The sequence below is a fragment of the Frankia umida genome (assembly GCF_023242945.1).
GTDB lineage: Bacteria > Actinomycetota > Actinomycetes > Frankiales > Frankiaceae > Frankia > Frankia umida.
In genome coordinates, this window is record NZ_JALKFT010000040.1 from 24,950 (window position 1) to 41,351 (window position 16,402).

9 protein-coding genes are annotated in these 16,402 nt (G+C 71.8%); 7 read left to right on the forward strand and 2 right to left on the reverse strand.

Annotated features, from left to right (window positions below; all coding sequences use genetic code 11):
- Window positions 1-1,048: 1,048 nt before the first annotated feature.
- Both MXD59_RS23355 and MXD59_RS23360 read right to left on the reverse strand, forming a co-directional pair.
- Window positions 1,049-3,649, reverse strand: coding sequence for a hypothetical protein (locus tag MXD59_RS23355; RefSeq protein WP_248826743.1), 2,601 nt, complete (start codon window positions 3,647-3,649; stop codon window positions 1,049-1,051).
- Window positions 3,650-3,660: 11 nt separating this feature from the next.
- A complete protein-coding gene (locus MXD59_RS23360; protein ID WP_248826744.1) occupies window positions 3,661-4,323 on the reverse strand; it encodes a hypothetical protein in 663 nt (220 codons plus the stop codon).
- 377 nt (window positions 4,324-4,700) lie between these two features.
- Between MXD59_RS23360 and MXD59_RS23365 the strand changes: the two genes are divergently transcribed.
- The 7 genes from MXD59_RS23365 (at window position 4,701) to MXD59_RS23395 (ending at window position 16,331) form a co-directional block, all read left to right on the forward strand.
- Window positions 4,701-6,641, forward strand: coding sequence for a Cas10/Cmr2 second palm domain-containing protein (locus MXD59_RS23365; protein WP_248826745.1), 1,941 nt, complete (start codon window positions 4,701-4,703; stop codon window positions 6,639-6,641).
- A complete protein-coding gene (locus MXD59_RS23370; protein WP_248826746.1) occupies window positions 6,638-9,232 on the forward strand; it encodes an RAMP superfamily CRISPR-associated protein in 2,595 nt (864 codons plus the stop codon). The genes MXD59_RS23365 and MXD59_RS23370 overlap by 4 nt, the downstream gene beginning before the upstream one ends.
- A gap of 1 nt (window position 9,233) precedes the next feature.
- Entirely contained in the window at window positions 9,234-11,117 is a 1,884-nt protein-coding gene (locus MXD59_RS23375) for an RAMP superfamily CRISPR-associated protein (protein ID WP_248826747.1), read from the forward strand.
- On the forward strand, window positions 11,114-11,830 hold the full coding sequence (gene csx19, locus MXD59_RS23380; protein WP_248826748.1) for a type III-D CRISPR-associated protein Csx19: 717 nt from the start codon (window positions 11,114-11,116) through the stop codon (window positions 11,828-11,830). Before MXD59_RS23375 ends, csx19 begins: the two co-directional genes overlap by 4 nt.
- Window positions 11,823-14,522 (forward strand): TIGR03986 family type III CRISPR-associated RAMP protein, encoded by a 2,700-nt coding sequence (locus tag MXD59_RS23385; RefSeq protein ID WP_248826749.1) that lies wholly within the window; start codon window positions 11,823-11,825, stop codon window positions 14,520-14,522. The genes csx19 and MXD59_RS23385 overlap by 8 nt, the downstream gene beginning before the upstream one ends.
- Window positions 14,523-14,949: 427 nt before the next feature.
- A complete protein-coding gene (locus tag MXD59_RS23390; protein ID WP_248826750.1) occupies window positions 14,950-15,243 on the forward strand; it encodes a transposase in 294 nt (97 codons plus the stop codon).
- Window positions 15,244-15,812: 569 nt separating this feature from the next.
- Window positions 15,813-16,331, forward strand: a complete 519-nt coding sequence (locus MXD59_RS23395; protein ID WP_248826751.1) for a reverse transcriptase domain-containing protein — start codon at window positions 15,813-15,815, stop codon at window positions 16,329-16,331.
- Window positions 16,332-16,402: the final 71 nt, after the last annotated feature.

A 16,402-nucleotide genomic window follows, 5' to 3' on the forward strand; every position in this document is an offset into this window, starting at 1 on the left:
GAGCCGTCGGAGCACATCCGCTTCAGATGCTGGCCGCACACGGGTTGATCGACACGGCGATGTCGTCGGTGGCGTTGCGGCTCACCGCTTGCGAGCAGCGGTTCCGCCGGCAGCGGGCATTGCTCGCCGAGCAACACCGGGTTTCCGGCGGAGCGATGTTCGCGGAGTCGGCGTTGCAGGACGGCAGGTGGGCCGTCACGGTACTGCCGCACTGGCGGGGTCGGAGATGCCGCTACCACTTCGCCGACTACGTGTTTCTGGCGCGCTTGGACGGCATGTTTGACCAGGACGAGGCGGATGAGGTGTTCGAAGAGGCGTTCCGGCGCACCGGGGCGGAATGGGATGACGGGCCGTTTCACGGCGGCGCACTGCTCGCCGCGAACTGGAAGCAGGCACGGGTCTACGTGCCTCGGTTGTCTGCGGCGCGCGCCCCCGAGACCTTCTCTCGCGCCGTCAAGGGCTGTCGTGGAATCGTGATCGCCGGGCCTCGGTGGGCCGGGATGTACACCGTCGCTGCACTGGTGTCGGTCGCTTTGGGCTGGGGACGGGAGAGCTTCGAGTTTCTCGCCCGGTCGCTGAGCCCGGGTGGTGCGACGAGTGTGACACTCGCGAACGAGCTGCTGCGCGGCTGGCTTGGCGCCATCGAGGAGACCCCACATCTGGTGTGGGCGCACATACTGACCCACCCGGGCGAGGACGGAAGCGACCCTGCGGCATCGGCCGATGTCCACCTGCTTGCCCGCGCACCCGCCGAGGTGCAGGTGGTGCTGCTCGTGCCCGAGGATCCCGACGCGCCTGACCGCCCAGGCGATACCGGTGACGACCCGCTCGGAGGCGGCCCTGAGGGTTCTGGTCAGCCGGCCGCCGGCGGCGCGCTCACCACGGCCGCGGAACTGGCGGGGACGACGGCCGAGCGGCTGCGCGCCGCCGTCCGCAGGTGGACGGCGGCGCTCCCGCAGCGGCCGGGCGTGACGCACATGTCGGCCCCGACACCCCGGAATTCGGATGGGCAGCGGGTCGGGCCGTCCGACGACGGATTTCTCGATGCCTATTTCGATTCCTCCGTGGACGTCGCGCTGCGGGTGCTGACGCTGCTCGCGGATGGCGCGCCGGTGCGGACGCTGGTGCCCGCCGTGGCCGCGGCGAACGACCCGTTCGCCGCGCTCGCCACTCGGGGCTGACCGGCGAACGCCCGGATCCGTGCCAGCAGGTCCGCGTGCCGTTGGACGAGGAGGTCCGGGTCGGGTGCGGTGGCCATCAGCGTCGGATAGTCGTGCTGCAGTGCGGTGCGCAGCCGGGCCTCCGTCGCCGCCAGCTGGACGCGGATCTCCTCTGCGGTGGGGACCACGATGGTCTCGGCGCGCCCCCCGGTGCGCCGAGGGGGTCCGGACGGCCTGATGCCGTGGGAGAGCGGATGCTTGTTGCGCCAGTTGTTCAGGTTTCGCCGGCCGTCGTCGCCCTGGAGCCGAAGCGTCTTCCAGGGGCCGAGATGGTCATCTGCCGACGCGGTGGCTGGGGCTTTCGCGTCGATGACCGGGTCCTGCCCGCTGGCAGGAGGGGCGGGGGCGAGTCCGTCGATGGGGGGCCCGGAGGGTCGCGTCCGGAAAGAGTGGTCGAGCACGCTGGAGGCCAGGTAGGCGGTGTCCCACGGGTGGCGGTCGACGGTTGTCGCACACAGTCGCAGCCGGGCGATGGCCAGCCGCACCTCGGCGGCACTGGTGCTGTCTCGGTCACCCCGTGTCCCGTCGGCCGCGGGGACGATCCCGAACGCGTCGCGTTGCAGCACGGCGACCTCTGCTGCGAGCGGGTGCAGGCGGACGGAGCCGCGGCGCAGCAGACGTTCGGCGACAGTCAGGTCAAGGTTGGCCAGTGCCCGGGCCGCGAGCTCGGCCAGTATCTCGTCGAGGCCCAGCGAGGCCAGCGCCCGGTCGTCATCCTCGCGGACCTCGACGGTCCTGCCGGGACCGTGCCCGGTGTGGGTGGCGGTCGGCGTGAGCACCCGCAGCGAGGCGGCGGCGTGCAGCGAGAACTCGACGGCGGCCAGCATCGCGGCGGTGGCGAGAGCCTTCGGACCTGCCGGCAACACGACGGCGACCTCGTCGACGAGGTCGGCGCCCGGCGTGGCGAGCAGCGTGTCCCACAGCCGGGCCCGGCAGATGTCGGCCAGGCTCGGCTGGCACTCGATGTTCGCCTCGTCGACCGGCACGGCGACGGCCGCCCGGATCCTGGGGTGGGAGGACGACCGGCCCGCCTGCGGCGTGATGAACTCGACCAGCAGGATCTCGCCCGCCCGCAGACCGGCGATGAGGCTCTCGACGTCGGCGTCGTTCTTCTCCCTGCTGACGGCGGCTGTCCGCAGCAGCAGGACTTTGCGCTGTTCCGGGGGCGGTTCCCGCACCGGCCAGGCCGGGTACTGCGCCAGGGGCCCGGCGAGGTGCTGGCGGCGTATCCAGTCGTCCTGTAGGGCCAGCACGCTCCCCGGTGGGGTGGGCACCGCGGCGAGGCTGCCGTGGCTGAGGCGTTTGACGTCGTCGTGCCAGGTGACCACGTCGGGATGCAGCAGCGCCGCCAACGGCTCCGCCACCTTGGCGGTCCGCTCCGGGCTGATCTCAAGCCGCTTGTAGCGGGGTACGGCGAGCATCCCGAGTACCTCGTCGCGCTGGTCGACCGGCGCGTGTTCGAGGGCGAACTCGTGCAGCCAGGTGCGCGCGGCTGCCCCGTCGGTGATCTCCTGCCGGGCCAGTCCTTCGGCGAAGGACGCCTGGACGGCCCCGGCCAGCATGGCGCGGACGGAGGCATCCACCGTCCAGGTCAGATCATCGGGGGTGTGTCCGGTCAGGTCGGTGAGCAACCATGCGACGTCCACGGCCTGCCGCCGGGCCAGCCGTTCCCAGCGCGGGTCGAGCTCGGCCAGCACGTCGTAGAAACGGTGGCGAACCAGCCATCGATGCAACGCCTCCGGTGACGGCCGGCCGGCGAACTCGATCATCGACGACGTGCCGTCCTCGGTGTACAGGTCGAACGGAACCCCGTGCAGGAGGAGCTCGAACATGACGCCGAAGACGATGCCGCTCGCACCGGCGCCGATCAGCAGCTGCCACGCCGTGCCCGCCGTGCCGGGCCAGGCCCCGCCCGCCTCGCGGCGGAGGAACTCGACCGCCCAGGACCGACCCTGGGCCAATGTGGGCGCGGCGAGGTCCTCGACGCTCACCTGCGCGACATACCGGCCGACGTAGTCCTGGACGACATTCGCTATCGGCCGGGTGGACCGGACCTGACCGGAGTCCGCCGGAGCTCGGCGGGGCGGCGTCGCGGCGCGGGTCGCGGCCAGAACGATGCGCACGGCCTCGTCCCGTGGCCCGTGCTCGCCGGCCGTGGGGTCGTCGGTAGTGGGGTGGTCGGTAGTGGGGTGGTCGGTAGTGGAGGGCGACCCGCTCAGACGGGCGACGAGGCGCCCGATCGGCGTGCCCGCGAAGATCGCATGATCGTCGCCGTCGCCGTCAAGGCGGGAGCGAATCTCCGCCAGGCGCAGGGTGATCGCATGTGCCGTCTGCTCGTCGGTGGCATCCGGCGCGGGGCGGCCCATCCCAATGTCGGATTCGCCGACCACGTGCAGCACGGTGCGGTGTCCGCCGGTCAACTCGCCCATCGATCCTCCTGCTAGTAGACCTCGCCCGGGCCGGCCGCCGCCGACTCTGTTCGGCGCGGGAACGGCAACGGCTCGGGGCGAGCAGCGATATCGCCGAGCAGCGCGAATCGGCGCGGCGGCTTGGTGGCCAGCGGGTCGGCGAGGTAGCGGATGTAGCGAGGGGGGTCTGCGGCCAGCATCGCCGCGCAGATCCGGCTGACCCAGGCGCGCATCGCGGTGGCGGTCACGCGGTAGCGCCCGGCCCACGACTCGATCGGCCAGCCCGCGCCGTCAGTAGGGCAGGCGTCGCTGCCGAGCCAGGTCAGCATGTGGGCGAGCAGGAGCCGGTCGGCTCGGTCCGGCAGGACGCGGATCGCCCACCTGGCCTCGGGGATCCGTTCGGGCCGCTGCGGCAGTCCGAGCCGGCCGCGTCGTTCGCGGTGCAGCTGGCCCAGTGCCGTGGTGGCCGCATGGTTCGCGTAGGCGGCCAACCGGTCCGGGGCGGGACGGCCGGCACATACCCGGGTGAGAACGTCGGCGAGCAGGTCGACGGCCTCGTCGAAGCAGCCGAGCTCACAGTGGGCGAGAACCATCCGGCCGTCCGCATCGCTCGCCGAGCGGAACGGGCACGGACGACCCCGGTGACGGGTCGATCCCCGTCCCAGCGCGCTGTTCACCGCTGCCGTGCACGCCATGAACACCTTCTCGGTTGGCCTGTCGTTGCCGCTCATATCGGTCGGGTACTGCCCATGTCGCATCAGCCTGGCCCGCGCGGCGATCGGTGAGTAGACCGAAAAATGCCTTCCGGCGACGCGTTCCCGGCAGTTTCTGCCTGCTGTACCGAATCACGACGATCTGGCGGACCCGCCGACCGGCAGGGGATCCGCCGGTCTGGTCCGTCAAGGGATGGATGAGAGCCAAACCAGGCTCGCATCGCGAGAGGGCATCGTTGTGGCACAGATCCGATGCGCTGGGTGACCCGCTTGGCGCTCCCCAGAACCGGGTGATTACCGTCGATACCTACGTGTACGCCAGGACCTATGGCGATGACCAGCTCAACGGGGGAGTGGCATTGAGCGCAGTACCTGCGGACGTGGACGGCACCGGCGATGCTCCGGGGCGGTCGAACCAGCTGATGTGGCTGGTGCTGCTGGAGACCTCCGGCAACCAGGCGTACATCTTCGACACCAACCGTCGCCGGGAGAACGTCGGCGCCTCGCATCTCATCGCTTCCCTCGGCGAGTGGACCATCGACGAACTCGTCGCGCTCGGACTGGCTGCCCGGGACGCTGTCTCGCAGGCACGAGTGCCGGCGGCTCCAGCCGAGGTGCTGACGACCGCCGCGGGGCGCGTCCAGGTTCTCGTGACCGACCCGCAGCGGGGGCGTGCGCTGGTGGCGGCCGTCACCCGCCGTGCGCTGGTCCGAGCACCGGGCCTGGACGTCTGCGGTGTTGTGATCCCGTTCGACTGGTCCGAGACGGGTACCGGCGGGTCGGGCGCGACCGGGCGGTCGCTGCCGGCGGCGACCCGGGAGGCGAGCGGGCTGCTTTCCCGGGTCCGCGCGGCCCGCCCGGCGCAGCCGTCGGCCCGCTTCGCCCGGTTGCCGATCGTCGAACACTGCCGGTCCAGCTCGCTGCCCGCGGCCGGGCTCTACGACCCGGTGGACGGGAAGACGGTACGGGCCGCGGCGCAGGCGGGCCTGCTCGACGAGCTGGAGAAGCCGGAGCCGTCCTCGGCGTTCTCGCAGGCGAAGCTGCGCGCCGTCGACGGCCCGCGCACCGCCGCGGACCTGGACGTCGTCGAAAGCGCCTACGACCGGCTCGCCGACCTGCTGTTGGCCCCGGTACAGCACGGCCCAGGGAAACGCGGCGAGACGCCAGACGAGACCGCGCCGGCCCGAAGCGAGACCGCCCGGCGTGCTCTGGAGACCATCGCCAACCACCTGCAGTACGACCAGGAGTGGGTCGCGGTCGTCCACGCCGACGGCAACGGCCTCGGCCAGGTCTTCCGCGATCTCGGCACCGAGATCGCCGACCGGCCGGCCCGGGAATGCGCCGACATCCTGCGGGACTTCTCGCAGGCGGTCGAGAAGGCGACGCTCGACGCCTACCTCGCCGCCGTCGACGAACTCGTCCGGCTCGACCCCCCGCGGCCACCGACATCTGCTCCGGACGCACAGCCGGACGATCCACATGCGCGGTTGCGCGTCGAGGTGCTGCCGCTGATCCTCGGCGGCGACGACCTGACCGTCATCTGCGCGGGCTCGGTCGCGCTCGCGTTCACCGCGGCCTACCTCCGAGCTCTGGAAGAGCACACACAGATCCGGCTGGGCACGGTTGTCGACAGACACCGACTTCGTCGGACGCGGGCGGGCAGGCTGACGGCGAAGGCCGGTGTGGCGATCGTCAAACGCGCCTACCCGTTCTCGTCGGCCTACCGCCTGGCCGAGTCACTGATGGAGGAGGCCCGCGAGATCAAGACCCGGGCGGCGGGCGCGAGCGGCCTGGCGTTCCACGTCCTGTATGACACCGCCGCGGCCGACCTCGACTCGCTGCGCGCGCGGCTCACCCTTGCCGACGGGGAGCGGCTGTACGCCCAGCCGTACCTCGTGACCAGGCCCGACGGCGGCTGGGATGGCTGGGCCGCCCGGCACCGCTGGGTCGACCTGCTGGACCAGGTCGCTGCGCTGCAGAAGCCGGCCGCTGGCAGGGAGGGCCGTGCGCTGCCCCGGTCGCAGACCCACGACCTGCGCGCCGGCCTGCAGCTGGGCCGTAGGGTCGCCGACGCCCGCTACCGCGGCCTGCGGGCCGCCGCCGGAACGGACCGCTACGACGGGCTGGACAGGCTCGCGGCCCCCGGCGCAACGGACACCCTGTTCTGGGACGACGCCGACCAGCCGGACGCGCCCCGCTGGGTCACCCGCTACCTCGACGCCATGGACGCCGAGTCGTTCCTCGCCACCGCCGCCGGGCTGCACGCCGAGACGACTCCCAGGGAAAAGGCCGCCCAGTGAGCACTACCATCGCCGCGCCCCAGCCACCGGCCGCAGGCGCCGTCCTCGACTACCGGCTCGAGATGCTCTCCGACTGGCATGCGGGCAGCGGCAACGGCCGGCCACGGGACGTCGATCGGCTCGTCGTCCGCGACACCGACGACCTGCCGTATCTGCCGGCGAAGACCGTGACCGGGCTGTGGCGGGACGGCTGCGAGATCGCCGCCCGGGCACTCGACGAGGCCGGCGACGGCCCCTGGTCCGCGTTCGTCGACCGGCTGTTCGGCAGTCAGGCAGGACTGGGAATCTCCCGGCGACCTGCCGCCTCCGCCCCGAACGGGGCTGCCCTGCCAGGGGCGCCACTGCCAGCGGCACTGTCGGTGCGGGCCGCGCGACTGTCCACCGAACTGCGGGCCGCGCTGCTCGCCGCCGAGCCGGCGGTCCGCCAGACCGTCACGTTCGTCAAACCCGGGGTGGCGATCGACCCTCGGACCGGACGTGCGGTCGACCGGATGCTGCGCTTCGAGGAACAGGCCCGCGGCGGCGTCGAGCTGACCGGGATCCTCACCCTAGACCCGGAGGGGATCCTCGACATCGACGCCCGCCGGTACGCCACCGCGCTGCTGCTCGCCGGGGCATGCCTCGTCGAGCAGATCGGCGCGAAGCGCCGCCGCGGGAACGGGCGCTGCCATCTGAGGGTCGACGGCCTGAACACCGCCGAGTGGTGGACGTGGCTTGAGGCAGCGCCGCCGCCGTCCCCGGTTCCCGTTCCCCCGATGGTCCCCGCAGCAACGCCGAGGCTCCGTGCGTTCACCCGGATCGCCGCGACGGAGGCGACCTGGGAGGTGGCGCAGCTGCGACTCACCCTCGTCGACCCGATGCTCGCCGGCGGCCGGCTCGTCGGCAACCAGCTGTTCGGCGCCGACCGGATCCCCGGCACGGCCTTGATCCCGCATGTACTGCGCCAGCTGGGCAGGGCCGAACGGCGGGCCGGGCTCGACGGCGAGGCGGCGAGGCGGGCGCTGCTCGCTGGCGACCTGGTCATCACCGACGCGACCGTCGAGCTCGCCGGGCAACGGGCGCTGCCCGCGCCGCGCACCGTGCTCAGACAGAAGGCCGCCCACGGCCCGGTGTTCCCGGTGGTCAACCGGACCCGGGAACACGACGATGGGCGCCACGGCCAGTTGGCCCGGCTGCGTGATCTCTACACCGTTGCCGGCCTCGACACCGGGGGACAGCAGCTGGTGCTCGGCCGGCCCGAGCACGAGATCCGCATCCACAACAGCGTCGATGACGCCACCCAGCGCCCGACGAGGGAGACGGGCGGCGGCCTCTACATCAACCGGGCGCTGCGGGCCGGGACCGTGCTACGGGCCGAGGTCCGGGTCCGTAGCGGGCTGCTGGCCGCCGGCTGGGCCGCAGGACTGGCCGGCAGGTGGACCGCTGGCCAGTCCAAGAAGGACGACTACGGCCGTATCCAGGTCAGCCTCGTCACCTCGGGGCCGGCGTCCGCACCCGCGGCGGTGCCCGGCGGGCGACGCCTCGCGGTCTGGCTCCTCTCGGACCTGGTGCTCCTGGACGAGCGGCTGCGGCCGTCACCGCGACCGGACCTGCTACGCACCGCCCTCGCCGCCGCGCTGGGCCTGGCCGACCAGGAGGCCGCGCAGGGCCGGGAGCTGCTCGTCCCGGTCGAGGTGGAGCGCCTGCCGACAGTTCCAGACGGCGACCACGCGCCCGGCGACCGAAACCGGCTGCGCACCATGCTGGCCGCCGGGCGGGTCGAGTCCTGGCAGGCCCGCTGGGGGCTGCCACGCCCGACGCTGGCCGCGTTCTCCGCCGGCAGCGTCGCCGGCTTCGACCTCGACGCCACCGTCACTCTCGACCCGACGCGACTCGCGGACCTGGCACAGGCCGGCCTTGGCGAGCGCCGCGCCGAGGGCTTCGGCCAGATCGCCATCGCCATCCTCCCGGACCATCCGGGTGATGAGATCCTGCCCGGGCCCGGCCGGCTACTCGCTGAGCTCGGGTACACAACCGCTCGCCGGGAGAACGGCGCCGACCACCGCACCGCAACTCCGGCCCACCCGGCTGCTCCCGCTCGCCCGGCAGCTCCGGCCCGCCCCGTTGCTCCCGCCCGCCCGATCGCTGCTGCCCGCCCTGCCGGGTCGGAGCGGCTCACCGCACGGGAGGCGCGGACGCTGAGGTTGCTGCGTGCCGAGGCGTGGCGGGCGCAGATCGCGCGCCGATCGGTGGCGCTGGCCGCCGACCCGAGGGAACACCAGGCTGCGTTCGGTGCGGATGTCGCGAAGGTCTCCCCGTCGCAGCTCGCGCTGCTACACGACCTGCTGCCGCTGCTGGCCCGACCCGACGGCGCCGCGGAACTCCGCCGGCTCGTCGACCGCATGGTCGACCAGAAGCGGCGCCGGTCGTGGCCCACCAACGTCGGCGCGGCCGTCCGGTCGCTGCTCGTCGAACCCGACCGGGTCTGGACGCTGCTGGGCTGGCCAGGCGACCTCGAGGACGACCCTGCCCTGCGCCGCGAGCTGCGCGCCGAGGCCATCACCACGCTGGTCCACACCGTGCTCGCCGCCCGCCGGAAAGGGACGATCTGACATGGCCGGACGGCCGCTACATACCCGGCTGCGCGTGGCCGGCTGGCTGCGCCTCGCCGCCCCGCTGCACGTCGGCGGTCTGAGCCTGGACGCCGACGTCGATCTGACGGTCGCTGTCGACGGCCAGTCCCGGCTCTACGTCCCCGGCACCAGCCTGGCCGGCGCGCTACGAAGCTGGCTCGTCGGCGTGGCCGACGCCGCCGACGCCGCCGACATCAGCGAACGGTCACCGCTGGACCTGTGGGGCTATGCCGCCCCGACCCCCGAGGCACGACCGGACGACCCGGGCGGCCCGCCGGCTCATCCCGGCCGGCGGATCACCACCCTCGAGGCGCGGGCCAGCCGGATCGTCGTGCGCGACGCGCTGGTCTGCGCCACCCGGCCAGCCGACCCGACGATGCCACCCGGCGACGAGGATTTGCTGGCCCCGGCTCGCGTGGAGGTCCGTACATCGGTCGGCATCGACCGGTACTCCGCCACGGCCGCGGACCGGATCCTGTACTCCCGGGCCGTCGTGCCCGCCGGTGCCTTCCTGCGTCTCGAGATCGACGTCGAGAGCGGCACCGACCCGGCTGTCCGGACGCTCGACCGGACGCGTCTCGGTGCGCTGCTCGACGCGCTGGCGGCCGGTGAGCTGCGCCTCGGCGCCTCGGCCAGCCGTGGGCTAGGGAAGGTCATCCTCGACGACGATGTCCGGATCGTCGAGCACGACCTGTCGAGTCGCGCCGGCCTGCTCGCTGTCCTGCGCGACCCGGCATGCCTGTCCGGATCGGCCCGGCAGGAGCTCACCGACCTGCGTGACACGAGCGGGCACGGTACGGGCGAGCATGGTGCCGCACGGGAACTGCTCACCGTCACGGTCGCCTGGACGCCCCGTGCCCCGGTGATGGTCCGCGCCGATCGGGCCGGGCTCGTCGCGGACGTGCTGCCGCTGACCGGCGCCGGCGGGGAGCCGGGCGACGCCGGCAAGGTCCGCCTCGTCCTGCCCGGCTCCAGTCTGAAAGGAGCCTGGCGGGCCCACGCCGAGCGGATCCTGCGGACCACCGCCTCCCGACCGGCACTGGCGAGCGCCACCACGGCGCCGCAGGACTCCCGCGACGCCAGCTCGGCGCCGGAGGATTTCCACGACCAGCTGGGCGAGAACTGCCTGCGCCCGGTGTGGGCGCTGTTCGGCGAGCCGCCGCGCCCAGCCCGGCCCGCCGACGAGCCGCCGAAACCGGTTCGAGCCGTTGGCGCTCAGCTCGACACCGACGGGGTGCCGTGGGGCCGCGGCGCGCTGCGCTTCGACGACGCTGTGAGCGTGCGGGCGCTGGACGCCGACGAGTGGGGGCTGCTCGTACGCGGCGAACCGTCGTCTAGGCTCGGCGCCGAGGGGCTGCCCGACGACGACAGCCGGTTCACCCGCCAGATGCGGGGATGGCTGGCCGACGCCGGGATCGCCCAGGCCGATCACGTCGCGATCGACCGTTGGACGGGCGGCGCGGCCGACAAGCTGCTGTTCTCCGTCCTGGAACCCTGGCGGGTCGCCTGGCGCCCGCTCACGCTGACCCTCGACATCACCCGGCTGCGAATGCTCGAGGCCGCGTCAGCTGATGCCGCCCCGCCGGATGCCGCCCCACGTTGGCAGGTCGTCGTCGCGCTGCTGGTCCTGCTGCTACGCGACCTTGCCGTCGGGCGGATCCCGCTCGGCGGGTCGGTCAACCGGGGCTTCGGTGACGTGACGGTCGAACGCATCGGCATGCGCTGGACGGGCCGTCCACCGGGCGAGCCGGCGATCTCCGACGGCGAGATCACACTCGCGGAACTGCTGGCAAGTGAACGCGGCGCCGAACTCGTCGACGCCTGGCGGACCTACCACCGCGACGGGCAGGAGACGGCGGCATGAGCGCCACAACCACGGCTGTGTCCACGGCCGCGACCTCGGCCGCAGCCGGCGGCGCAACAGCGGGAGACCTGCGGCTCGGCTGGCGGCGGGTCGACGGGCCGCTGGCAGATGTGCTGCGCGTGGTGCTCGCCGAGCGGCCCAGCTTCGCCGGCGCGACCGCGCTGCTGTCCACACCGTCGGCGTTCCGACTGGCCCGGCTGGCCGCCGACGGCACCTGCGTCACCGCGGACGGCACCCCCGTCCACCCCGATGACGTCTTCGAAGGCCGCCTGTTCACCGCGGACGTCGAACTGCGCTGGGTCCGCCGGCTCGCCACCGGCGACGGCGTCCTGCTCGGCGAGGACGTGACCGGCGGCGCCGAGGCGACCGGCCTCGCCGCCCACGACGGCCACTACCTGCTGTGGGGCGAGCACACACCGGCCGCCGACCAGCCGGGCTGGCGCGGGCTGTCCTCACAGCGGATCGGCCTGCTGCTCGTCCCCGTCGACGACGATGTGGCCGCCACCACGACGAACCGGCTGCGCCTCGTCGTCCGCGAGTACCTCGCCTACGACCTGCCCACCGCCGAGCCCGACCCGTCCACCGACGCGCTCGACGCACACGGCCACGGCAACGCCTACGTCCTCGACGAACGGCTCGTCCGCGTCGAGGCCTACGAGTTCGCCCGCCACGCCAGCGGGCAGGGCACCAACCCGGGAGAGCGGCATGGCTGACATACAGACCGGACGGCTTGGCTGGCGTGAGCACCCGCAGGACGGGAGCCGCGAACTCGTCATCCTGGTGGGCGCGAAGGCACAGCGGCTGCGCCACCCCGAGCGGGAGCTGACCGACGAGCTTCGCAAGCTCCACGAGGACGAGTCCCCGGAGCTCACCGGTACCGAGGTCGACTTCGAGAAGGTCAAAGCCCAGCCGAAGCGCGTGCGCCGCCGCGGCGAGCCGTGGGTGGCGCCGACTGGCAGCTCGGGTGGCGGCGTGCGGGCCGCGACCGGGCCGCTCGCCAAGGTGCGCACCGACGTGTTCGCCAACCCGTACACGTTCGTCCCGGCGCTGCCCCGCCCGGCAGCCGCCAGGCTGCCACCCGAGGCGGCTGACCTCGCCGACCGCCAGCCCACCGGCCACGACCGGTTGGTCGGCGACATGTGGACCGGGCAGATCGGCGTCCGGATGACCGTCGCCACCCCGCTGCTCCTGCTCGACACCGCCGCCGCGGAGACCGACAACAAGGGCCACGGCACCTACGGCCCGCTGCTGCGCGACGGGACGCCTCACCTTCCGCCGACAGCGGTCAAGGGCATGCTGCGCGCCGCCTACGAAGCCGTCACGAACTCCCGCTTCGGCGTCTTCACCGGCCACGAGGCCCCGCTCGGCCACCGGATGAGCGCCAGCGCCGGCCTCGGGATGGTGCCGGCTCGGGTGGGGAAGGACGGTAAGTCCCTCGAACTGCTCACCGGCACCGCCCCGCTCGGCCAGCGCCCCGGCCCGTCGGCGGTGATGTACGCGGCCTGGCTGCCGGCCTACCCGCCGTTCCATCACCGCGAGGTGGTGCTGATCCCGGCCGAACAGCTGCCGGGCTGGCACGGCAGGAGGGTGTCGGTGCACCTGCGGCTCGTTCAGCACCATCGCTGGGACCGGCGCCAGCAGATCCACATCGCCGACTTCCGCTACTGGCGCGTGACCGCGATCACCCCCGACGGTCAGCGACCAGGCCCGCCCTCCGAGGCCCTCACCAGCGCCACGACGGCGTCCGACCGGCGTAGCTGGCATGAGGTGCTGCCTGACGAGCACGACGCTGTCGGCTGGGTGTCGGTCTCCAACCGCAACTTCAGCCGCAAGCACGACGAACGCGTCTTCTTCGGCACCCCTGTCCGCCGGGAGCTGACCGCGCGCCTACGCACCGACTGGACGAACCTGGTCGAGAACTACCGGGACGCGCACCGGTACGACGACATCTGGGGCCGCCGCCGCGGCGACAGGATCGCCAAGCCGCACGAGTGGCTCGGCGGCGAGCCAGGCAAGACCGGCTGGAGCCGCCATCAGTATGCCGAGGGCGCCGAGAGACTTGCCCCCGGCGACCTCTGCTACGCCAGACTCGACGCCCGAGGCGACGTGACGGCACTGTTCCCGGTGATGATCGCCCGAGAGCTCTTCGCCGCGTCGCCGCAGGACCTGCTCCACCCGACGCTGCGTCCCGCCGACCAGTTCGGCGCGTTGTCGCCGGCGGATCGCGTCTTCGGCTGGGTTCACCAGCGAAGCCCGTCCAACGATGACCGCGACGCGCGTGCCGGCCGCTCGAAGCCCGCGGGTAGCGACGCCAGCGGCCGGCGCCCACGGTCCGCCTACGGCGGGCAGCTGAGGGTCGGCCCGGTGACCTTTACCAGCCCCGACGGAGACGATGGCCTCGACCGGTTTCCAGGCCGGGGCGTGCCACTGGCGATCCTCGGGCAGCCGAAGCCACAGCAGGGCCGCTTCTACGTCGCCGGCTCCGCCGACGCCCCGATCCCGCTGCCCGACCGGACACCCCGCGCCGCCTGGTACGCCGCCGGCCGCTCGCTGCGTGGCCGCAAGGCCTACCCGCACCACGCCGGCCTGGCGTCCGACTACTGGTCCACCCCGCACGAGGACCGGACCCAGACAGCCGACGGCCAGGGCCGCTACCAGGAGTACCGCCGGCCACACCAGCCGCCGGACGGCGAGCAGCTCACCGCCAGTCGGGACGGGTTCGCCGTCGGAACGACCGAGCGGGAGGAGCAGCGCGACAACCAGAACCGTTCGGTGACCGCCTGGGTGCGCCCCGGCGGCGAGTTCCGGTTCACCCTGGACGTGCGCAACCTGTCCGGACTGGAACTCGGCGCGCTGCTCTGGCTGCTGTGCCGACCCGGCGACGAGTACCACCGGTTCGGCCTGGGCAAGCCGCTGGGCTTCGGCAGCATGCACCTGGACATCGACGGTGAGACCACCCACCTGCGCCGCGGCGACGACTGGCGCCGCCACTACGCGGACTTCTCGGCCGAGCTGCCCGGGGAGAACCCCGACCTGCCCACGCTGGCCCGGGACTTCGAGAAGGCCGTGGCCGCCGCCTGGCCCGGCGCCCCACAACTCGCCGCTTTCCGCGCCGCCGCCCAGGGCGACCCGACGGTCTCCGTCCACTACCCCCGGGTCCGCCCACCGGAACTCGACGTACGCGTCGCCGTCCCCCCGGACCCGAGCGGCCAGTCGTTTCAGTGGTTCGTCCAGAACGAGCAGGAACGCCGCGGCACTTTCATCCGAGCCGTCAGCCTCCCTCCGGCCGACGGCGACCCTCTCCCCATCCATCCGGCCCCCGAAAGCCGCGGTGGCTCACCGGTCGCCGTGAACCGCGGCTCTGGCCCGCGCCCGGGACCTTCTCGCAATCCTCGCCAGCACTGAACAAGGGCTGGTGCGGAGCTACTTCGAATCTGACAAAGTGATCGGGGGATGATCAGCGACCAGCGACCGGCGAGATCGGGGTGCAGCGGCCAGTCGTGCTGTTGCGATCCCTCCAGGGATGATCAGCGACCCGGTCCGCCGCCGGTCAGCGTCCTGGACGAGGTCGGGTTGCGATCCCTCCAGGGATGATCAGCGACGGGTGAGGGTGTGCGGCCACCAGTAGGAAGCGAACGGTTGCGATCCCTCCCCTCCAGGGATGATCAGCGACCGCTGGCGCAGTCGGCCGGCGGGGGCACCCCGGAGCGTTGCGATCCCTCCAGGGATGATCAGCGACTCCAGAACAGCCTGTCGCAGGCCCTTGAGGTGCCCCTTTTCTCCCGGACAGCGGTCCCTACTAGAATTAGGGGCAGCACGGAAGGGGTAATAGTTGACGCAGAAGCGCAAGAGATACTCGCCCGAGTTCAAGGACGAGGCGGTAAAGATGGTGATCGAGACATCTCGTCCGATCGCAGACGTCGCGCGTGAACTCGGCATCCTCGAGGGAACACTCGGAGTCTGGGTCGCCGCCTACCGGCGTGCCCACGCCGGCGAGGCACCGTCACCGGCCGCCGAGGACAACACGCGAATACGCGAACTCGAACGGCAGAACCGTGAGCTGCTCATGGAGAACAGCTTCTTGAAAAAAGCCGGTGTGCCACGAGCGCTGAAGGTTGCTTGTTAGCTGAGTGACTGGCGGCGGTGCTGCACGAAAGATGAAGGATTGCAGGCCCTTCGAAGCCGCCCTTCGGGGGGAGGCTTCAAACCGCCCTCTGCTGCGTTGGCTGAAGACCGTCGTGGTGAGCGATGAGGGAAAAGGCGCACGTGATGCGTCAGGTGGGGTCCAGGAAGGCGTTGCATTGAAAGTCCCGTAAGGGATTCACCGTTTGATAGCGTCGTTATTTAGAGAACTGGCATCAGAACCGGGTGTTATGGCTTGGCCCGGGATGAGCCTGGCGGTTGCCCGAATCGTTGGCCAGGTGGTGCCCGGCGCAGAGGTGGCGCGAGCCTGGACTGCGGCTTTCGTGTGGAACGTGGGATGGCGTGCCCTGACACTGTCGCCCTGGAAAGGCGGCGAGAGGGAGAGTTCCAAGCGTTTGAACCGCAAGGAATTGAGTACCGTTGTGGGGTACGCAGGCGGACCAGTTCGTAGTAGCGGTGAAGTTCCTGCTTGATGCGGTGGGAGCGGAGCGAAGGGGCTGGCTTGTCCGTGGTTCGTTTGCAGGATCAACCAGCGCGACTGGGAGGAATCAGGTGAGCGAGCAGGTATCACCAGGAAAGTCGTTTGACATTTCCAAGTGGGAGGTGTGGCAGGCATATCAGAAGGTGGCGGCCAACAAGGGCGCTGCCGGGGTCGACGGGGTTGGCCTGGTGGAATTCGAGTCCGATCTTAAGGGAAACCTGTACAAGATCTGGAACCGGATGTCGTCAGGATCGTACTTCCCGCCCCCGGTAAAGGCAGTGGAAATCCCGAAGGTGCATGGCGCGGGAACAAGGATTCTCGGCGTTCCCACCATAGGTGACCGGATAGGGCAGACCGTGGTCGCATCCCGGCTGGAGGGCGCGGTGGAGCCAAAGTTCCACCCGGACTCCTACGGATACCGGCCCCGAAAAGGCGCGCTGGACGCCGTGGGGACATGCCGGAAGCGGTGTTGGAAGTACGACTGGGTCATCGACCTGGACGTGCGAAATTTCTTCGACACCGTTCCCTGGGACCGCATCATCGTGGCCGTCGAGGCCAACACCGCCCTGCCCTGGGTAATCCTCTACTAAGGAGAACGAAAGTAGCTGGACTCGCTACCAGTTGATGTAGGCGAGGTGGGGATCACCGAAGAATCCCATGA

Coding starts and splice junctions, on each gene's coding strand:
- csx19 (WP_248826748.1), top strand. CDS start 11,114: ATGAGCGCCACAACCACGGCTGTGTCCACGGCCGCGACCTCGGCCGCA.
- MXD59_RS23385 (WP_248826749.1), top strand. CDS start 11,823: ATGGCTGACATACAGACCGGACGGCTTGGCTGGCGTGAGCACCCGCAG.
- MXD59_RS23375 (WP_248826747.1), top strand. CDS start 9,234: ATGGCCGGACGGCCGCTACATACCCGGCTGCGCGTGGCCGGCTGGCTG.
- MXD59_RS23360 (WP_248826744.1), bottom strand. CDS start 4,323: ATGGCGTGCACGGCAGCGGTGAACAGCGCGCTGGGACGGGGATCGACC.
- MXD59_RS23355 (WP_248826743.1), bottom strand. CDS start 3,649: ATGGGCGAGTTGACCGGCGGACACCGCACCGTGCTGCACGTGGTCGGC.